The sequence below is a fragment of the Paenibacillus sp. R14(2021) genome, assembly GCF_019431355.1.
Taxonomy (GTDB): Bacteria; Bacillota; Bacilli; order Paenibacillales; family Paenibacillaceae; genus Paenibacillus_Z.
Window position 1 is genome coordinate 2,232,944 of sequence record NZ_CP080269.1, and the last position, 19,701, is coordinate 2,252,644.

General features: G+C 54.4%; 18 protein-coding genes. 2 read left to right on the forward strand and 16 right to left on the reverse strand.

All coding sequences use genetic code 11. The features are described from left to right. Positions 1–119: 119 nt before the first annotated feature. From KXU80_RS10620 to KXU80_RS10655, 8 genes are all read right to left on the reverse strand, one after another. The gene (locus tag KXU80_RS10620) at positions 120–977 is read right to left on the reverse strand and encodes a hypothetical protein (RefSeq protein ID WP_219838145.1); all 858 of its coding nucleotides are present in this window, start codon (positions 975–977) and stop codon (positions 120–122) included. Between the two features lie 157 nt (positions 978–1,134). Beyond that, positions 1,135–2,667, reverse strand: a complete 1,533-nt coding sequence (locus KXU80_RS10625) for an MDR family MFS transporter (protein ID WP_219838146.1) — start codon at positions 2,665–2,667, stop codon at positions 1,135–1,137. Then, a complete protein-coding gene (locus KXU80_RS10630) occupies positions 2,664–3,320 on the reverse strand; it encodes a PadR family transcriptional regulator (protein WP_219838147.1) in 657 nt (218 codons plus the stop codon). Before KXU80_RS10630 ends, KXU80_RS10625 begins: the two co-directional genes overlap by 4 nt. Positions 3,321–3,538: 218 nt before the next feature. Further along, positions 3,539–4,390 (reverse strand): amidohydrolase family protein, encoded by an 852-nt coding sequence (locus KXU80_RS10635; RefSeq protein ID WP_219838148.1) that lies wholly within the window; start codon positions 4,388–4,390, stop codon positions 3,539–3,541. A 139-nt stretch (positions 4,391–4,529) separates the two neighbouring features. Then, positions 4,530–5,438, reverse strand: a complete 909-nt coding sequence (locus KXU80_RS10640; protein WP_219838149.1) for a fumarylacetoacetate hydrolase family protein — start codon at positions 5,436–5,438, stop codon at positions 4,530–4,532. 44 nt (positions 5,439–5,482) lie between these two features. After that, entirely contained in the window at positions 5,483–6,256 is a 774-nt protein-coding gene (locus tag KXU80_RS10645; protein WP_219838150.1) for an SDR family NAD(P)-dependent oxidoreductase, read from the reverse strand. 19 nt (positions 6,257–6,275) lie between these two features. Beyond that, the gene (locus KXU80_RS10650) at positions 6,276–7,031 is read right to left on the reverse strand and encodes an IclR family transcriptional regulator (RefSeq protein ID WP_219838151.1); all 756 of its coding nucleotides are present in this window, start codon (positions 7,029–7,031) and stop codon (positions 6,276–6,278) included. 331 nt (positions 7,032–7,362) lie between these two features. Continuing rightward, a complete protein-coding gene (locus tag KXU80_RS10655; RefSeq protein WP_219838152.1) occupies positions 7,363–8,742 on the reverse strand; it encodes a MocR-like pyridoxine biosynthesis transcription factor PdxR in 1,380 nt (459 codons plus the stop codon). Positions 8,743–8,892: 150 nt separating this feature from the next. Between KXU80_RS10655 and KXU80_RS10660 the strand changes: the two genes are divergently transcribed. Beyond that, a complete protein-coding gene (locus KXU80_RS10660; protein ID WP_219838153.1) occupies positions 8,893–9,366 on the forward strand; it encodes a RidA family protein in 474 nt (157 codons plus the stop codon). A 92-nt stretch (positions 9,367–9,458) separates the two neighbouring features. On the opposite strand, the gene KXU80_RS10665 is transcribed toward KXU80_RS10660, so the two are convergent. The 4 genes from KXU80_RS10665 to KXU80_RS10680 form a co-directional block, all read right to left on the reverse strand. Then, complete coding sequence (locus KXU80_RS10665; RefSeq protein WP_219838154.1) at positions 9,459–10,040, reverse strand: eCIS core domain-containing protein; 582 nt, start codon at positions 10,038–10,040, stop codon at positions 9,459–9,461. A gap of 79 nt (positions 10,041–10,119) precedes the next feature. Beyond that, on the reverse strand, positions 10,120–10,695 hold the full coding sequence (locus KXU80_RS10670) for a GNAT family N-acetyltransferase (RefSeq protein WP_219838155.1): 576 nt from the start codon (positions 10,693–10,695) through the stop codon (positions 10,120–10,122). 54 nt (positions 10,696–10,749) lie between these two features. Then, on the reverse strand, positions 10,750–12,009 hold the full coding sequence (locus KXU80_RS10675; RefSeq protein ID WP_219838156.1) for an FAD-binding protein: 1,260 nt from the start codon (positions 12,007–12,009) through the stop codon (positions 10,750–10,752). A 45-nt stretch (positions 12,010–12,054) separates the two neighbouring features. After that, positions 12,055–12,363, reverse strand: coding sequence for a hypothetical protein (locus tag KXU80_RS10680; RefSeq protein ID WP_219838157.1), 309 nt, complete (start codon positions 12,361–12,363; stop codon positions 12,055–12,057). 520 nt (positions 12,364–12,883) lie between these two features. Here KXU80_RS10680 and KXU80_RS10685 point away from each other — a divergent pair. Beyond that, positions 12,884–13,210, forward strand: coding sequence for an SDR family oxidoreductase (locus tag KXU80_RS10685; RefSeq protein ID WP_219838158.1), 327 nt, complete (start codon positions 12,884–12,886; stop codon positions 13,208–13,210). Between the two features lie 825 nt (positions 13,211–14,035). Here KXU80_RS10685 and hutG read toward each other — a convergent pair. From hutG to hutH, 4 genes are read right to left on the reverse strand one after another with little or no spacing between them, the layout of a single operon-like run. Further along, positions 14,036–15,004, reverse strand: coding sequence for a formimidoylglutamase (gene hutG / locus KXU80_RS10690; protein ID WP_219838159.1), 969 nt, complete (start codon positions 15,002–15,004; stop codon positions 14,036–14,038). After that, the gene (gene hutI, locus KXU80_RS10695; protein WP_308858300.1) at positions 15,001–16,305 is read right to left on the reverse strand and encodes an imidazolonepropionase; all 1,305 of its coding nucleotides are present in this window, start codon (positions 16,303–16,305) and stop codon (positions 15,001–15,003) included. The genes hutG and hutI overlap by 4 nt, the downstream gene beginning before the upstream one ends. A 9-nt stretch (positions 16,306–16,314) precedes the next feature. Continuing rightward, positions 16,315–17,994, reverse strand: coding sequence for a urocanate hydratase (hutU, locus tag KXU80_RS10700; RefSeq protein WP_219838160.1), 1,680 nt, complete (start codon positions 17,992–17,994; stop codon positions 16,315–16,317). Between the two features lie 28 nt (positions 17,995–18,022). Next, positions 18,023–19,552, reverse strand: coding sequence for a histidine ammonia-lyase (gene hutH, locus KXU80_RS10705; protein WP_258171349.1), 1,530 nt, complete (start codon positions 19,550–19,552; stop codon positions 18,023–18,025). Positions 19,553–19,701: the final 149 nt, after the last annotated feature.

Consider the following 19,701-nt stretch of genomic DNA (forward strand, 5'->3'; position numbering starts at 1 on the left):
TTGTTAAGGTCTTCCAATCGAAAAAGTAAATAGAGTCTCTCTTCCTGCGGAGGAAAGCCCGGGAAGAAAGACTCTATTTTGGAAAAACATATTCTTATCCGCCTATGACATTCGGCGGATTACGGCGTGGATTTGGTGAAATTAATGACTTTGCTTGTCAAATAACCGCCGTTGCTAATGCCCAGCAGACCTATGACCTCGCTTGGCAGTTCCGGGAATTTGGTAATCTCTCCGGGATCTTTCGTGATGATCAGTGTAAACAGCATAGCGCCATAAGCTAAGTACACGGTTGCGCTGAACATGAACAGCTGTACTTTCGCAACATCGATATAGGCGTGGTTCTGCATTTCTTCCCCTTCGAATATATCGCTGAACTGCGCGTCCTTGAACGAAGGATTGGCATAAAGCGTCCCCTGCACGCAGGAAGCGATTTCCGCAGGCTGCATGTTGTAAACGTCGGCAGCGCTTTGTATCAGCTGCTCCTTCAGGTCTCGTTCGATCGTCCGATTCTTCTTCGCGCCTTGAATCATAGGACTGAATACCGTGGAGAACGCGCTTACACCCATCAATGCGAGAATGGTAGAATCATAGGTCAAATGAAGCTGTTCCCCGGGATGCTCCGCAAGATAAGAGACGAGAAGCGTGAAATATACGGAAGTAAAGAGCACCGTCCACATCGTCATTTGGAGCCGAGAGAGGCTCATTAAATTCCGCTCATTAATGAGGATGCCGAGCGGGTGGTTCATTTTGCCTTTGCCGATGGCGAAGACGATGATCGCTTCCATGGCTAGTACGGCGGCCAAATTATAGCCGCGCGGAAGATACCATGCACCGAGAAAAGCGCCTGCGCAGGCGAGCGCCAGAACGGCCGCAACCTTGAACGAATTCCAATTCGGCGAATTCGGGAGCAGCAAGCGCGGCTGTGCGGGAAGTCCCGGGTTTGCGGGCTCGCCCGCGATGATCGGATTCGTTGACATGACATCTCCTCCTCTGGTTCAAATGTACCAAAGGCGGCGTGCTAATCCTGTCGGTTCGAGACGTCGATTCAAGCGATTTTCATGATTAGGTACCCTGTATACAAAAAAGCCGCCAAGCGGTTAGGCTTGGCAGCCGGATGATTGTCATGCGGTATTATTAATGCGAACTGGTATAATCCCCGCTGTGTTCCATCTCGGTCAGCTTCTCGCGGCCCATGAAGAAGGAGAAGAGCAGCGCGAGCACGGACGGGATGATCGCCCAAGCGAACGCGTGCGTGATGGAGAAGGACAAGCCTGACGTGATTTTCTCCAGTACGGGCTGCGGGATCGCTTTGCGCAGCTCCGGCGTCAGAATGGCGCGAGGATCGCTCAGATCCAACCCCTGCGGAAGCTGGCTGCGTTCGGCTTCGGTAAACAGCGACCCAAACTTATTCGTCATGGCATGGCTCTGGATAATGCCGAATACGGTAATTCCGATCGTCATGCCAAGCGAGCGAAGGAAGTTCAGCGTTGCGCTTGCCGCGCCGCGTTCCCGCGGCGAGAAGGAGAAGATCGCCGCGTTGCTGAGCACGGAGAAGGAGGCGCCGATGCCAAGGCCAACCAGGATCATGAAGACGATAATCGTGAATTTATGAGAGCTGACGCCGAGCGTCGATAATAGAATATTGCCTACCGCCAGCAAGGCCAGCGTTGGAATCATGAGCACACGGAACGTCGTCTTCGTCATGAGGAAGCCGCCCATCGTCGCCGTAACGACGGAACCGAGCATCATCGGCAGCAGCACGAGGCCGGAGTTTGTCGCTTTCCCGCCAAGAACGCCTTGAATGAAGATTGGGATGTATACCGAGGCCGTAATGAACGCGGCACCGCTGAACATGGCAATAACGTTGCTGGTCCAGTAGAGGCGTTTGCGGAACATGCCGAACGAGATAATAGGTTCCTTCACCGTTCGCTCAATGAAGATAAACGCGATCAGCAGCACGACGAACCCCGCAAACAAGCCTATTATCATGCCAGAATCCCATGCGAACTGCTTGCCGCCCAGCTCAAGCGCGAACATGAGGCATACGACGCCGGCAACCAGCGCCGCAGCACCGCCCCAATCGATCCGCTGCTTCGTATGCTGAACCGACTCTTTATAGAAGAAAGCAATCATCACGAAGGCAATCAGACCAAGCGGCAGATTAATGTAGAAAATCCATTCCCACTTGATATAGTCGGTAATGTACGCGCCAAGCAGCGGTCCAAAAATACTCGACATGCCGAACACCGCGCCGAACAGTCCGCCCAGCTTGCCGCGGCTCTCCACCGGAACGGCATCGAACATAATCGTGAATGCAATCGGCACAAGCGCGCCGCCCCCGATCCCTTGAATCGCGCGGTAGATGCTAAGCTCGACGATGGAATGCGCCGTTCCGCATAGAATCGAGCCCAGCATGAACGTCAGTATGCCGAATACAAAAAACTTCTTGCGGCCGTACATATCGGACAGCTTGCCGAAGATTGGCATGCCGGCCATCTCGGCTACCATATATGCCGATGTTACCCAGACGAATTTATCCATGCCTCCGAGCTCGCCGACAATGGTTCCCATTGCGGTCGCAACGATCGTGTTATCCATGGATGCCATCAGAATGCCGAGCAGCAATCCGGCGACCACGATGCCTACATTGTTACGTTGTGCACTCATTGTCTGTCTATCCCTCCCGTTTCATTTCCATTCTCTTGCAGCTCCATGCCTTCAGGCACGGCGAAATGCCATACCGTTTCCCCATTCTGCTCCGTGGTCAGACTTCCGTTCTTGATGTCGTCCCGGAACGCGCGCAGCCAGTGCAGCTCAGCCTCCAGCTGGTTCAGAATATACTCCGCCTCCATGACAAAAATGCGCGACAGACCGAGTCCGGTCGCATACGTCATGCCCGCACGGCGTTCCGTGATGTTCTGTTGTACGGATTCGATTCGCTGTTTCAGCAAATCAGCGGTTTCAAGCGGCGAAATATGCCCCACGAAGGACAACGCCGCCGGAAAATGAGGATATTCCTTCACGGGCTCGCCGATCAGCTCGCGAATCCATGCCTGAAACTCCGTACGTCCCGCTTCCGTCGGCGCATAAATCGTCCGTTCCGGATGCCGCCCTTCCCGCTGCGTCTCCAGCGGCATAATCCATTGCTGCTTCAGCAGCGCCTCCACCACCGAATAGAGCGAGCCGTTATTCAGCTTGATGACGTCGGGAATCCCCCTCTGCTTCATCGTGGCGGACATTTCATACGGATGCATCGGTTTCTCGTTCAGCAGAGACAAGACGGCAAGAGCCAGCATATTCGATACTTTTCGTTTGGCCATTGCCCTTTGCTCCTTTCGAAAACGATTTGACATCATATAGTCCATTTCGACTATACGGAATCGGATGAATGTTGTCAACGGTCTTGAGATGTAACGAACTGGAAAAATTTCGTCGACTCGCTGACCATGACCGCACAAAAAAAACAGACTCCAGTCCAACGCTTGGACCGAAGTCTGTTCCGATTGCCGCTTCATTCGATTGAGAGAAAGCAACACTACTACTCTGCTTGCAGCTGATAGAATTCCGCCGCATTACCGCCATAGACGGCATCCAGCTCCGCAGTCGTCAGCCCTCCCGGAAGCGCCGCCTCCAGCACCTCGCATACGTCCGTATAGCTTCCCGCCAGGAGACATACCGGCCAGTCGCTGCCGAACATGACGCGGCCAGTGCCGAAGCTGCCGACGACATGGCGCACGTAAGCGGTAAACTGCTCCGGCGTCCACGACGCGTGATCGGCTTCCGTCAGCATGCCGGACAGCTTGCAATAAATGCCGGGGAACTGCTCGGCGATCGCCTGCATTTGACTCGCCCACGGCTCGAAGAGGCCTTCGCCGATCCGCGGCTTGCCGATATGGTCGATCACGGCATGGAGATTCGGCACCTGCTTCAGCAGTTCGATCGTTGCCTCCAATTGATGAGACACGATAAGCAGGTCCACAGGCAGCCTTATCTCCGCCAAATATTGCAGGGCTTCTACCGTCTGCGGGTGCAGCACCTCGAACGCATCCTTCATCTCTTGAATCATGACCCGAACGCCGGCGAATTTGGGATAGAGTCGGAATTCCTCAAGCACGCTCTTCCAGTTGGGATTTTGAAAATCCAGCCAACCTACAACCCCCGCAATGGAGGCTGTTTGACGGCTAAGCTCCAGCATGAATTTCGTTTCGGCATGGGTTGCTGCCGCTTGCACGACGATCGTTTGCTGCATGCCGCTGCGTTCGAGCTCAGGCTCCAAATCGGCAGGCGCATAATCCCGGTATAGAATCGGTCCGGCCTCCGGCGTCAGCCAGCCATAATCGCCGCGGTCCAGTTTCCAGTAATGCTGATGAGCATCAATTCTTCTTGCCATCCTTGCCACCTTCCCTTTCCTTATCACGAGGTCAGCCGCTTACTCGCCCCAGCTAGAGGCAGGTAATGGTCCTTCTGCACGCGAAAATCGCCCGCCGCCTGTTTCTATTAGAAGCATGCGGCGGGCGAGCAGTGTTTATTTATGAGAGATCCGCGACAAAACGATTGGTCAGCTTGCCGAGCTTCTCGATCTCGATCGTGACTTCATCGCCGGGCTTGAGATATACCTGCTGGTCTTCCGGCAGCCCAAGCACGACGCCTTCCGGCGTGCCAGTCAAAATCACATCGCCCGGAACGAGCGTCATATGCTGGGATACGTAGCTGACGATCTCGTCGCATGGGAAAATCATATCCGACGTATTGGAGTTTTGACGAACTTCGCCGTTGACGATGGACTTGATCCACAGGTCGTTCGGATTGCCGACTTCATCCGCCGTTACCAGGTACGGGCCAAGCGGGCTGAAGTCATCGCAGGACTTGCCGAGCAGCCATTGCTGCGTACGCAGCTGCAGGTCGCGCGCGGATAGGTCGTTCACCGCGCAGTAACCGAAGACATGGTTCAGCGCGTCTTCCTTCGCTACGTATTTCGTCTTCTTGCCGATGACGATGACGAGTTCCGCTTCGTAATCCAGCTTCTCCGTTACCTTCGGGACGGCGATGTCCTTCAAATGGGCCGTAAGCGTATTGTTGAACTTGTTAAATAGAATTGGATACGCGGGAATCGGTGCATTCGTTTCTTCCGCATGCTTGCGGTAATTGAGGCCGACGCAGATGATTTTGTTCGGCGCCGTGACGCACGGACCCCACTCGATGTCATTCTCGCTCGTCATATACGCTTCCGAGCCCGTTGCCGGCAGCGAGCCGATAAATCCGTGGAGCGCGCCAAGCGCAGCTTCTCCGCCTTCGATGACCGTCATTACCTCAGACGGCACTTCCGTATTTGCACGTCCTGCTTCAAGGGTCAAAGCCAGCTCGACGTCAATGACGCCATTCTCCGTTACTACGCCCAGCACATTGCGTCCTTGTTTGGAAATACTGATCAGCTTCATCTTCGTTTACAACCTCCAGAATAATAATTTTTGTATAAAGACGTTTATGCGTTCTTCCCGAATACGACGCCGCCGTCCACATAGAACGGGGAGCCCATGACGAACGTTGATTCATCCGATGCCAGGAACAACGCCGCCTTGGCCACGTCTTCCGGCAAACCGAGCTCTTCGCTCAGCTGGCGTTTCTTCAGCCCTTCGATAGCCTGCGCGGGATCGGCATAGGAGGTCTTCAAATAATTCTCCACGAACGGTGTCATGATCGTCCCAGGAAGAAGCGCGTTTACCCGAATGTTGTAAGGCGCGTAATCCACCTGCATCGATTTCGTAAGCGCAAGGACTGCACCCTTCGTCGCGGCATAGGATGCGCGGCGTGCAAGGCCGATCTCCGCGATGCAGGAGGACATGTTGATGACGGAGCCTTGACGGCGTTCCATCATATGCGGAATGACGTATTTGCTCGGCAGGAATACGCCGCGGATGTTGACGTTGATGACGCGGTCCCATGCCTCCGGCTCGATCTCGTGCAGCACCCCTACGCCGCTGATGCCGGCATTGTTGAACAGCACGTCTATGACGCCGTAATGCGCGATAATGGCATCCACCATGGCCGAAACTTCTTCCGGCTTCGTCACGTCCGCACGGATGAATATCGCTTCGCCGCCAGCTGCTTCGATTTCCTTCACCGTATCCGTACCATGCTGTTCGGACAGGTCGTTAATGATCAGCTTCGCACCTTCGCTTGCGAATAACAGCGCCGTGCTCTTGCCGATGCCGGAACCGGATCCTGTAATTAGAATGACTTTATCCTTTAACCGCATGTCTCTCATCTCCTCTTCATTATGAACGCTGCGCCGATAAGCGGCGCGCCAGCGCGATCATTTCCGCCCTAGCTTCTCCGGCCTTCACTTCCCATTGATGCAGCAGCATGGAGCAGCTAACCGCCGCCGTATGACCTTCCCCGCCGTGAATTGCGGCGGCTGCGCAGCGGAAGCCCATGACGGATTCCTGATCGTCTTCGGCATAGCCTTGCTCGCGAATCATCCGCAGCTGCCGGAAGAGCGCTTCCCGGTTGTCGATCGTAAGCGGCGTCAATTTCGCCAGCTCCGCTTCCGGGTACAGCTTCAGCAGCTCTTCTTCGCTCAGCTGCGCCAGCATGGCCTTGCCGAGCGCCGTCGCATGCGCCGGCAGCAGCATCCCAGGCTCGGATTGCAGTCGGACCGGTGAGATCGCTTCCACTTTGCCCAAGTAGCGCACCTGATTGCCTTCCAGCTTCGCCAATTGAACCGTCTCCTGCAGCCGATCGCGCGCTGAGGCGGCCTCCTCATGGAAGGATTGGTTCAGATCGTAATGCTTCACGTACGACGAGCCGTATGCGGCGAAAGCATGGCCGAGCGAATACGTATCGCCTGTACCGCGCTTCACCCATTGCAGCGCTTCCATCGTATTCAAGAGCGAAAACATGGAGCTCTTGTTTATTTCCAGCCTTCTGGACAGGTCGATTAATTTAAGGCTGGCCGGCTCTGAAGCAAGCACGGCAAGCACTTTATCAGCCTTCTCCAGGGCAGGCACCCAGTATTTGCGTTCCTCTGACAATCCATCGCCCCATCGCAGTTGGTTTATTATATAAAACCAACTTCTGTATAGTAAACCTTCTATCACCTACTATAGCTCCCTGCGGATTGATTTTCAACCCTTGATCTTTAAGATTATAGCTGGATGATCCAATCGGAAAATATTGAAGCAATAAGATTCAAACAGCGGCAGACTGTGACTTTTAAACATGCCACGATCTGCCGCTGTTTGATTTCTCAACTCCAGTAATACTCCCTTATACGTGATGTGTCCTTCATCACTTCCCGAACGTTTCCAGATCATCCGAAGTTACAGAAGATTTCATTCGTGCATGCAAGAAGAGCATTATGCTTTAACGCCCGCCAAGCACGGTTGACCAAGCATGCTTCAGCAGCCTGATCCCCTGCTCCATTTCATTCACTTTGATACCGCCGAAGCCTAGGTAGATCCGAGCTTCCTTGCCGGTTGCGTCCACACCGGAGTCTTGACTGCCATACACAAGTACGCCAGCTTGCCGTGCCAATTCGATCAAAGCTGCTGCATCGACTTCAGTCTCAACGGTTAGTTCTAGGTGCAAGCCCGAACTGCTAACCTCGATTCGTACGGACTCCGGCATCTCGCTGCGCAAGAGCTGCACGAGCACATCCTGCTTCAATCGATATACCTTACGCATCCTTCTTAAATGACGATACCAATGGCCGCGCGAAATAAACAGCTCCATCGCCCATTGCTCAATCCGTGAAGGACTGGATACTAGCGGCTTGAGCGTATGCAGCTTCTCCAAGAGGTCGGAAGGCAGCACCATATAGTTCATCCGCACAGCCGGCGTGAACACTTTCGAGAAGCTGCCGATATAGATAACCGCGCCATGCGCATCCAATCCTTGAAGCGATGGAATCGGCTTGCCGGATAGGCGTAGCTCCCCATCATAATCATCCTCGATAATATACCCCTTGTTCTCGTAAGCCCACTGGAGCAGCTGCCGCCTAAGCCCATACGGCATGGGTTCGCCCGCGGGACGGTGAGACGGCGTCGCATAGAGAATCTGAAGCTTGTCCGTATCCAGCCTCCCTGTTTCCAGCGCTTCCACTGAGAACGGAACGATTTGAAACCGATGCTGATTAAACATATGCCGGACTTGGGCGATGCTGGGTTCCTCGATGCCTACGCGGCAATTCTCCCCTAGTAATCTCGATAACAAATGAAGGCTGGAGGAAAAGCCCGTCCCTACGATAATTTGTTCCGGTGCGCACATCACGCCGCGGGAGTGCCGCAAATAAGCGGCCAGACTTTCCCGCAGCGGGAGTTCGCCATATGCCTCGCCATATTGATGAACAGATTGGCTGTGGTTCGATAACGCCTCGCCAAGGATGGACTTCCATTGGCGAATGGGGAACGAGTCTCCATCGATCGTCAGCAGGCTGAAATCAACAAGGGCCTCCTTGTCACTCTCCCCTATGGATGCTTGCGCAAGCGCCGTATGAACCCTTTCGTCGTTAAATCGTTTCCCCGGCGGATTCGGAGCTTGCCCCGGCTGCGGGTTCAGGACGGTCAATCCTGACCTTTCTTTGCTTTGGACATACCCTTCCTCAAGCAGCATATGATAGGCGGTTTCTACGGTCGTCTTGCTAATTTGCAACTCGCGCATCAGTGCGCGGATCGAGGGCAGTTTGCCGCCATGCGCCAGCGAACCCTCTTGAATTAAGGCTCTAATATAGCGGTACAGCTGCATATACATGGGTTCGTTAGCATGAAATACAGGTGAGAGATCGATAGTGTCTCCTCCGAATCTGACCTCTAATTATGGTCATGAACTGATCCTTATTATCATGTCAATTATCCGATACGATGTGGGCAACGACAAGAGGAGTCGAGGAAAAAAATGGAGGAGAAAAAGTTGACGGAACAAACCGCAGCAGCCAGATTAGCAGCCCTGCAGATTGTCCTGCCCCGCGCCAGCGAGCCGGCGGCGAAATACGCAAACTGCGTTAGAGTAAACAATCTTCTATTCGTTTCGGGGAAAGGGCCAGCAGGGGGATTCCGTGGAAAGCTGGGCAGGGACTATACGACCGATGGGGGCTATCAGTTCGCCAGGCTAACCGGCATTGAAATATTGGCTGTGCTGGAATCGGCCTTAGGCACGCTCGACAATGTGAAGAGGGTCGTTAAACTCCAAGGGTTCGTCCATGCGACACCCGAATTCGACGAGCATCACAAAGTGCTTAACGGATGCTCCGACTTGATGCTGGACGTATTCGGAGACAAGGGCATTCATGCCCGCTCTGTCTTTGGCGCTATCTCCGTTCGAGACGGCCTGCCACTAATCATTGATTCCATCTTTGAGATCGAAGTTTAGAGCAGGCGGCCTGTCGGATTGAACAACAAAGAGCTGCCGGCTTATGAGCCGGCAGCTCTACTCATTGCGTATGTACCCTGTTCTTCTTCGGACTACGTATCGCTGTCCGCTTGCAGCGCCTTCGCCCCCATTTGATCGGCTTCCGATTCCAGCGATTCGTCGTCATTGATCGCTTCGCCGTTATGCTCCATGGTCGGGGCGACGCGTCCCTCTTGCTGCTGGACAACATGCCAGGCCTCATGCGGGAGATGCTTCTCCTGCCCGGGACCGACAAAAATATCCGTTCCCTGCGCGTAAGCATGCGCCTCCACTTCGGCCGGCTTCTGCGAATTGTAATGAACCTTCACATCGTCCATCGACATCCCGCTGAGCTGCTCTACCCCGGATTTGAGATGATCCGGCATACCGGTCCGGTTCTCTTTCCGTTGAATCGGGGCAGCCGAGCCGGAGGCGCGCTCACTTTGACCACTCTGCAGCCACTGACCTAGCGCCCGGTTGCCCATGGTCCGCTGCATCTGAATGATCGAACCGGCAGACAAGGGGCCTTGCCCGGTTTGAATTCTGCCGCCGGAGGAATCGGTTTTTGCAGCCGGTTTGCTTGATTCGCGTTCCGTGCCGGACGATGGATTGCGGGAGCCCCTTGCCCCGTGTGCTTGAGACGGCTGTTTCGACATGATTAGACCTTGACCTCCCGAATGCTTTTCCTGCTAGATGTAGTTCAACATGCGCTTTGCATAATCCTCTAATGCAGGTTTAATTCCGATTTAGAGCAGCCAGCAGCAGAGGAAGCGCCTGTGCGTAATCGTTGCGGTAATGGGCGAATGTCTCATGCTCCTCGATCTGAAAACCAAGCTTCCTATACAAAGCGACGGCTTTGCCGCTCCACGTTTGCGTGTGCAGATAGATCGCCTGGTCCCCGTCAAGCGCCAGCAGATTTCGGAGGCATGCGGCAACCAAGGCCTTCCCGAGCCCCTGACCCTGATCGGCTTCACGTACGGCAAACCAATGGATCGCCGCGTCCCTTCGTTCCCCGGAATAATTCCACCAGCCCGTTATCGTGCCCACCGGTTCCCCGTCTGCATTGATGACAAACAATAACCGCTGCTTCAGTTCATCCACGTAAGGCAGGTATTCTTGGAGGAAATAGTCTAGGCCCTCGCCAGCCGTTTCAAATTCACCGACGGAGGCTTCAATGACCGCCCAGTCCCGCTCCATACCCGCCGCATACCAGGCAAAGGAGAAGCCTGCCGGCAAGTCAAAGCGAGGAAGCGGCAGACCAGACGGCCGTTTCATAATGACGTTATAATAGGGAATTGTTTTGTCCAGCATCAGCATGCCTCCATGGTCTCGCTGCGACGAAGAAATGCCGATATAGAGTAAATCCTACATAATATAGGTATCCAAGAAAGCGTTGCGGAATTTACCTTGCGGATCACAGCGGAGGAGTAGCTGTTGGAACTCGGGCAGCTTCTCGTAGAGCGATTGTATCCGTTCGCGCGTCATCGTAAATAGCTTGCCCCAATGAGGACGGGCATCGAAGGGAGCAAGCTCCTCCTCGATAAGCGGCAGCACCTGCTTCACGGCTTCCCAATCCGGCTTCCACGTAAAATGAATCGCAATGGAATCCTGCTTATAACAAGGACTCATCCACAAATCATCTGCCGCGATGGAGCGAATCTCGGAGACGTACAGGAGCGGCGATATCCGCTCTCGCAGCCGTTCGAGTGCACATAAGGCTGCATACGCCGCATGGCGGGGAACAAAATATTCGCTTTGCAGCTCTTCTCCGGCGCTCGGCGTAAAATCCATGCGAAAATGCGGCAAACGTTCATGCCACGGTCCCGGAACGCCCATCTGCTGGCTGCAATTCTCCGCGGTATAGCCCGGCACCGGATGCCGATTGGCGTCCGCTAATGTCGCGCCGAAAAACGCCGGCTCCGCTTCGGTCGCTGCCAGATCCGCAGCTATCCGCTTAATCCAGACTTGATTGAAAGCCGGTTGCTTCCAATCCGTAAACAGACTGACGCTGTAGGCATAGGAGAAAATGTCATCCAGGTGATCTCTAAGCTGCGACAGCGGCAGGTTGTCATATACGAGCTGGCTCACTTGAAAAGCCGGGATCACATCCAGCGTGATGCGCGTGACGACGCCCAATCCGCCAAGACTAACAATCGCGCCGGCAGCGAGCCCGTCTTGATCGTCGCGAGAGAAAACCTTCATACTGCCATCCGCCATAACCATCTCAAGGGAATGAACCGCCGTTGCCAAATTACCATTTTGATCTCCGGAGCCATGCGTTGCCGTCGCAATAGCTCCGGCAATCGTAATATGAGGAAGAGACGCCAAATTGTGCAGCGCATAGCCATTGTCGTCAAGATACTCGCACAATTCGCCGTACCGAATCCCCGCCTCGGCGGTTACTTTATGGTTCGTGCTGTCCAGGGCGATGACGCGGTTAAGCTTCTGAAGCAAGATATGGCTATCTGCCGAATCGGCGATACTATTGAAAGAATGGCGCGTGCCAAGCACCTTGATGCGATTGCTGCGAGCTACTCTATCTTGAACTTGCTCGATCGTTGCAGGTACATGGCGTTCCGAGGTGCCGTAGCTGTAGTTGCCTGCCCAGTTTCGATTGTTCTCCATCGCTTCACGCTCCTTCGCGGCATGCATGCCCGCATATGTCTTCGATTACCCTTCTTGCACGTCTGCTTCCAAATCGCTCGCTACCTCAAGCATCTTGGGAATCACGGCTTCATTCGTGCCGGAAACATAGACATCACCTTGAAAATATCGGAATGGAATTTGCGTCTCGCCAAAGCTCCACATGAAGAACTCGCCCTCGATCGACATGGTGGTAGAACCTGTCACGGTGTACACCGACGAATACGTGAAATCCGGCTTCGTGCTGAAATATGTCTTACATTCCTCTAGCGTGATCGTTTGCCCCGTATCCCCGCCTTCTTTAAACTCTCTCGTAATGCGATAGCGTTGACTCATGAATGGATGCCTCCAAATGATGTTGTTGATCCTAGTTTATCAAAAAAAACCGAATTGTTCATGCTGTCGCGCAAGAGAAGCTTTATGAACGGTTTTTCGTACTGAAGGATTGCACGAACTTCCTTCGATCTTCCCTATATTGTTCGGTATAAGCTTGATTCGTGTAAATTCCAATGACTTCGCGCCAGAAGCATATGGCAGGCTCGAGCCGAACCATCTATTCCCCCCTTGTCATACCAATATCCTTGTTCATGATCAGATTCCTCTTTGCCTGCAGATAGAAGACGAACTAGCCGCCGAAGTGACGGCAGCCTAGTATTAGTCTCCAGACAGGACCACCGCTTTTTGCACGGGTAAAGGAGCAATTGAAAGATTGCGTGGACAAGCAGCTGATTTGTTTCGACAGATTAGAGATTTACGAATATAGCTCGAAATAATGTGGTTGGGCCATGTCACAAATCAAATGCTTATTTCGTTTCAAGTGCAAGGGTATTTAAATTTTAATTATAGGGGGATTGTTATGAGAATTGCTGTAGTTGGAGGAACAGGAACGTTGGGAAGGCGAGTTGTTGATAAGTTACGATTGCAAAAGCACGAGGTGCGGGTGCTCAGCCGAACCTCGCCAAAGTACCGAGTCGACCTTACGACGGGTGAAGGGCTGGACTTCGCTTTGGAAGGTTGTGATACGGTTATTGATGCGAGCAATAATGCGACATCGAAAGCAGCCGATACCTTAGTTGATGGTTCACGTCGACTGCTTGCGGCTGAAAAAAATGCAGGTGTCAGCCATCATATATGCGTGTCGATTGTGGGCTGCGAGCGTGTGCCGATGCTATTACCGTGTTAAGGCGGAGCAAGAACGTGTAGCCGAACAGGGCTCAGTACCATGGAGTATCGTGCAAGCGACTCAGTTCCATGAATTTTTCGCTGGCTTGCTTGCAAAAGCCGGCAACTTGAGGATATTGCCAGCTATTCGTATGCCGATGCAAACCGTCGCAGTTGATGAGGTCGCCCAAGCAATTTCCGACGTTGTTGAATCTGGGCCACTTAATGGTCGAATTAGTATCACCGGTCCAGAGATTATTGAGGCCCGTGAGTTAGCCCTTACATGGCGCTTGTTAACCGGACGACGCGCGCTTCTTGTGCCTGTTCCTCTGCCAGGCAAACTCGGCCGAGCACTTCGAGCCGGAGCTTTAACTATGGAGCATCCCAGCATTCGCGGTACAACAAGTTTCGAAACCTGGCTAAAGACTAGCAAACGTTGACCATATGAAGCACACAAAAGCAGGTTTCATTTAAACATAGCCCGGCCCCGTTGATTGAAGGTACCAGTATCACTCCGGCTGCCTTTTTCCGATATATGAATGTTAATATTCCCCCTTAGTGCTAACAAAACAGAAAACTCGTCAGTCAAAAAAATTGAAACCCGAAAAATGTCGAAAAAAAATAGGAGCCGTTGCTTGGCTCCTTATTAAGTATTTCAAGCGTTTCTATTTCAATTTCCAAAATTGTCGGATCGATCGGATGGATTGTTTCATTGATTTTTTATCAATCAATCTATCTGATAATCATTTCGTAACCATATCATGCGGGGTATAGATGGTCAGAATTCCATCCTTCTTTAATGCGAATGTCTTGGCAAACCAGTTGTCATACATTAAACCAATAACAATCAAGCTGGTCTAATCGCCATTCCGGCCAAGAAGCTGAGCATGAACTGAACCGCGAGCCGGGACGTCACGTTGCGCACATCCACGGACGGATCGATGCAAACAAAATCAATCCCTTTCACCTGCGGCAGAGCGCCAAGACGATGCAGCGCATCAAGCGCATCCCAAGGGTGCATACCTCCTGTTCCGACAGCCGGACAGCCGGGAGCGAAAGCTTGATCGATGACATCCACATCGAAGCTGACGTAGATCGCTTCCGTTCCGCTGCCAGCAAGCGCAATCGCCTGGTCAAGAATAGGATCAATCCCCATCCGCCTTACGTCCCTCGCGGAGTACACATGAACGCCTTTGCTCTTCACATAATCGTGATAGGGCTTCGAATTCATAAACCCGCGAATGCCGATTTGCACGATGTGCTGCCCTTCAACAAGGTCCGATTCCAATATTCCGCGGAAAGGCGTGCCGTTGGTAACGCCGCCGTCTTCGAAATTCCGGACATCGTGATGCGCATCAAAGTGGATGATCCCGACTTTCTTTCCCTCATAACGCCGCGAGAATGCTTGGATCGACGGATAGGTAATGGAATGATCCCCGCCCAGAATAATCGGAACGAGCGACGGCTGTTCGTGATACAGCACGTTCAGGCTTTCCTCGATCCGCCGATGGCATTCCGCGATGTCCGTCACGTGCATGTGGATGTCGCCAAGATCGCGGACGGCCATCTCCTGCAGATCTACGCCGTATTCCATGGAATAGGTCGTGAACGACTTGAATGCCGTACGGATTGCCGCAGGCGTGGTCGATGCGCTGGATATCGAAATCGAAGGCTTGGAGAGCGGCACGCCGACAATGCCTGCAAGCAACTGCTCGTGCCCATCCCATTGGCGAATCCAATGCGCAACCTTGGTTTCCAAATGATCTCGGAAACCAGCCTGTTCCGGGGGCTTTAGGAATGATTGCTTCTCGTTCATGACACGGATTCCCCCTTCCCAGCTTGCGCATATATCATCTGTCGGTCCCATACGAGGGGCTGGCCGTTCTTAATAACCCCAAATGTATGATTGATGCCAAAGTGGTACGGTAAATACGCCAGGTTCGGTGCGTCGAACAGCGATAGATCCGCTCGTTTGCCGATTTCAATCGAACCGATTTGCCGCCCTCGTCCGATTGCGTTCGCGGCATTGATCGTGCAGGCTGTCAAAATTTCTTCCGGCGTCATTTTCAAATTCAACGAAGCCAGCATGATGATCAGCTGCATGGATTCTGTTGGACAAGAACCCGGGTTGTAATCCGTAGACAGCGCCACCGGCAGGTTATAGGTGTCAATCATTTCCCTGGCGCGCGCATGTTTGTTCATCCCCAGATTAAAGGACGTGCCCGGCAGAAGCACCGGTATGACTCCGCCCTTCGCAAGCTGGCGCAAGCCTTCATCTGAAGCGGCGAGCAGATGCTCGGCAGATATGGCGCCGACTTCGCCGGCTAATTCCGCGCCGCCCAGCGGCTCGATCTCGTCGGCGTGAATCTTCGGCATCAAGCCGAGCCGCCTGCCTTCGAGCAGGATCCGGCGCGACTGCGCCACCGTAAAGACCCCCTGCTCGCAGAACACGTCGCAAAACTCGGCAAGCCCTTCTTGCGCCACCTCGGGAAGCATGGCGCAGACGAGATCGACGTATGCGTCCGTCCGGCCTTTATACTCGGACGGCACGGCATGAGCGCCCATGAACGTCGACACGACGTCAACCGGATGAGTTTCGTTCAGCCGCTTCGCCGCGCGCAGCTGCTTCAACTCCTCTTCCAAGGAAAGGCCGTAGCCGCTTTTGGCCTCCACCGTCGTGACGCCTTGCATCAGCATCGTATCGAGGCTGCGATACGCTTTCTCGTACAGCGCCTGCTCACTGGACGCTCGGGTAGCTTGCACGGTGCTTAGAATGCCGCCCCCCTGAGCAAGAATCGTCAAATAAGGAACACCGGAGCGTTTGAGCGCAAGCTCGTGCTCGCGAGACCCGCCGTGCACCAGATGCGTATGCGGATCAATGAGGCCCGGCGTAACCAAGCGGCCCCCGGCGTCCAGCGTCTCCGTTATGGCCGCGCCCTTCAGCTTGTTCCGCACATCCGCTTCTGCACCGAACAGCGCAATCCGGCCGCCTTGAATCGCGATTGCGGCATCCTTAATCTCTTGAATTTCCTGCATCTCTTTCCCGCTGCGCAGCACGTCCCCCGCAGGCGTAGCCAAACAACCGATACCCGTCAATAACAAATCCATCTGTTCGATGAGGGTCACCTAGCCTTCCTCGCGCATAGGTATGCGGATGCCGTGCTTCTGCGCGCTGTCGATCGCCTCATCGTACCCGGCGTCTACGTGACGGATGATGCCCATGCCCGGGTCGGAGGTCAAGACGCTGCGCAGGTGTTCAGCCGCTTCGTCGGTGCCATCCGCCACGACAACCATTCCTGCATGCAGGGAGTAGCCCATGCCGACGCCGCCTCCATGATGAACGGATACCCAAGATGCGCCCGCTGACGCGTTGATCAGCGCGTTCAGAATCGCCCAGTCGCCTACCGCGTCGGAGCCGTCCTTCATCGCTTCCGTCTCCCGGTTCGGCGATGCCACTGAGCCGCAGTCCAGATGGTCGCGGCCGATCACGATCGGTGCTTTGAGCTCGCCGCTCTTCACCATTTCATTGAGCGCAAGACCGAACTTCTCCCGCTCGCCATAGCCCAGCCAGCAAATACGCGCAGGAAGGCCCTGAAAAGCAACGCGCTCGCTCGCCATCTCGATCCAACGGCGAAGATGATCATTCTCCGGGAACATCCGGAGGACGAGCTCATCCGTCTTGCGAATATCTTCCGGATCGCCGGATAGCGCTGCCCACCGGAACGGACCCTTGCCTTCGCAGAACAAGGGACGGATATAAGCAGGCACGAAGCCAGGGAAATCGAAGGCTTGCGTTACGCCTTCGTCGAATGCGACCTGACGAATGTTGTTGCCGTAATCGAATACGACCGCGCCCATTTTCTGCAAATCCAGCATGGCTTGAACATGTACGGCCATGCTTGCCTTGGATAAGCGAATGTACCGCTCAGGGTCGTATGTGCGCAAGCCGGCCGCTTCTTCCAAGTCGAAGCCGGCCGGAATGTAGCCGACGAGCGGATCATGCGCGGACGTTTGGTCCGTTACGAAATCCGGCTTGATGCCCCGGCGCACGAACTCCGGATAGACATCAGCCGCATTGCCTAATAACCCAATGGCAAGCGCCCGCTGCTCGGCAATGGCTTGTTCCGCCAAGACGAGCGCTTCATCGAGCGTTTCGGCCAGCACATCGCAGTAGCGGGTTTGAATACGCCGTTCGATTCGTGTCCGGTCGACTTCGACCGCAATGACGACGCCTTCGTTCATCGTGACCGCGAGCGGCTGCGCGCCGCCCATCCCGCCGAGGCCGGCTGTCAATGTCAGCGTGCCTCTCAGCGTTCCGCCGGCATGCTGGCGAGCGGCTTCGGCGAACGTTTCGTATGTCCCCTGCAGGATGCCTTGCGTCCCGATATAGATCCAGCTGCCCGCAGTCATTTGACCGTACATCATCAGCCCCTTTTGCTCCAGCTCGCGGAAGTACTCCCACGTCGCCCATTTCGGCACGAGCACGGAATTGGAGAGCAGTACGCGCGGCGCACGTTCATGCGTTCTGAATACGCCGACCGGCTTGCCGGATTGAATCAGCAGCGTTTCGTTGTCTTCCAGCCGCTGCAGCTCGCGTACGATTGCGTCGTAGGACGGCCAGTTGCGTGCCGCTTTCCCGATTCCGCCATAGACGACCAGCTCTTCCGGGCGCTCCGCGACATCGGGGTCCAGGTTGTTCATCAGCATTCTTAATGCAGCTTCCTGCACCCAGCCTTTGCAGGATAAGGTCGTACCGCGCGGGGCGCGAATGTTGCGTTTGGGTTCGGCATCATGCTTCGTCGTCATTGTAAATTCCTCCTAGGGAGTGTTGGGTTTAATACAAAGGACCGGAAACGGCTTCGATCGCATCCAGCCAATCGCCGGACAGCAAGGCGGCCGCAATTCGCTCGATATCGCCGGACGTGGAACGATCTTCAATAACCGGCTGAACGATGGCACGCAGGCTTTCGTAGAGCACGCGGGTTGCGGGCGCAAGCCCGTCGACGCCGATAAATTCGGCCGCTTCTGCCGCGCACAGCAATTCGATCGCCAGCACTTTGGAGACGTTATCGATCACCTGAACCGCATGTCTTGCGGCAGTCGTGCCCATGGACACATGATCCTCCTGATTGGCCGAAGACGGAATGGAATCTACACTCGCAGGATGCGCAAGCACTTTGTTCTCCGATACGAGCGAGGCACTTACATACTGCGTGATCATGAGACCTGAGCCGATGCCCGGATTATGGCTGAGGAAAGAGGGCAAACCGCCGGACAGCGCGGGATTCACGAGGCGTTCAGTGCGCCGTTCCGATATATTCGCAAGCTCGCTCATGCCAATCTTCAGAAAATCCATTGCAAACGCAATCGGCTGACCATGGAAATTACCGCCAGAGATGACCTTCCCATCCTCTAAGAACAAGAGCGGATTATCCGTCGCGGCATTGATTTCAATCGTCAATTTGTCCTCTGCATAAGCCAGAACTTGGCGAGTCGCGCCATGAACCTGCGGCAAGCAGCGGAGTGAGTATGCATCCTGTACCCGAATTTCGCCTTGACGCGTCGTTAATCGGCTGCCCTTCAGCAGGGCGCGTAGATTCTTCGCTACGCCGATTTGTTCGGGGTACGGTCGGGCAAGATGCACTTCCTCAGCGAAGGCATCCGGGATTCCCCGCAGGCTCTCCAGCGTAAGCGAAGCGATGACATCCGCGATCCGTGCTAATCTCCGCGCTTTAACAAAGGTTAGTGTGCCGAGCGAGGTCATGATTTGCGTGCCGTTGATGAGCGCGAGCCCTTCTTTGGCCTGCAGAGTGATCGGCTCGAGCCCCGCCTTGGCGAGCGCCTCGGCGCCAGAAAGCCGTTCACCTTGATAGAATGCTTCGCCTTCGCCCATCAGCACAAGGGCAAGATGGGACAAAGGCGCCAAATCTCCGCTCGCGCCGAGCGATCCTTGCTCGGGAATGACCGGATGCACACCGTGATTGATACAATCGATGAGCAGGCTGAGCGTTACCAGGCGAATGCCGGAATAGCCTTTGGCAAGCGCATTCGCGCGAAGCAGCATGAGCGCCCGTACGGTTTCTTCAGGCAGCGGGCTTCCGACGGCACAGGCATGGCTGCGTATGAGGTTGACTTGCAGCTTTGCCGTATCTTGCGGCGAGATGTGCACGTCGCTGAATTTACCGAATCCCGTGCTGACGCCATACACGACCTTACCGCCCGCAACAAGCTCCTCCACCATCTCGCGGCACTGCTTCACGCGCTCGCGGGCATCATGACAGAGCATCACCTCGCGATGTTCATAAGCCACCTCCATAACCAATTCCGGTGTTAACTTCTCTCCGTCCAGGATGACAGGTGTCATGTCAACCCTCCTCTCTTGATGCTGTGCAACAACCATTTCCATGAATCCCCTTTCTTGCTTTAACATAAGAAAGGGACCGAGCAGAAGCTGTTAGCTTCCACGCGGTCCCTTTTTGATCAGGGGAATATGCGATTGTCCGGTATCATGCT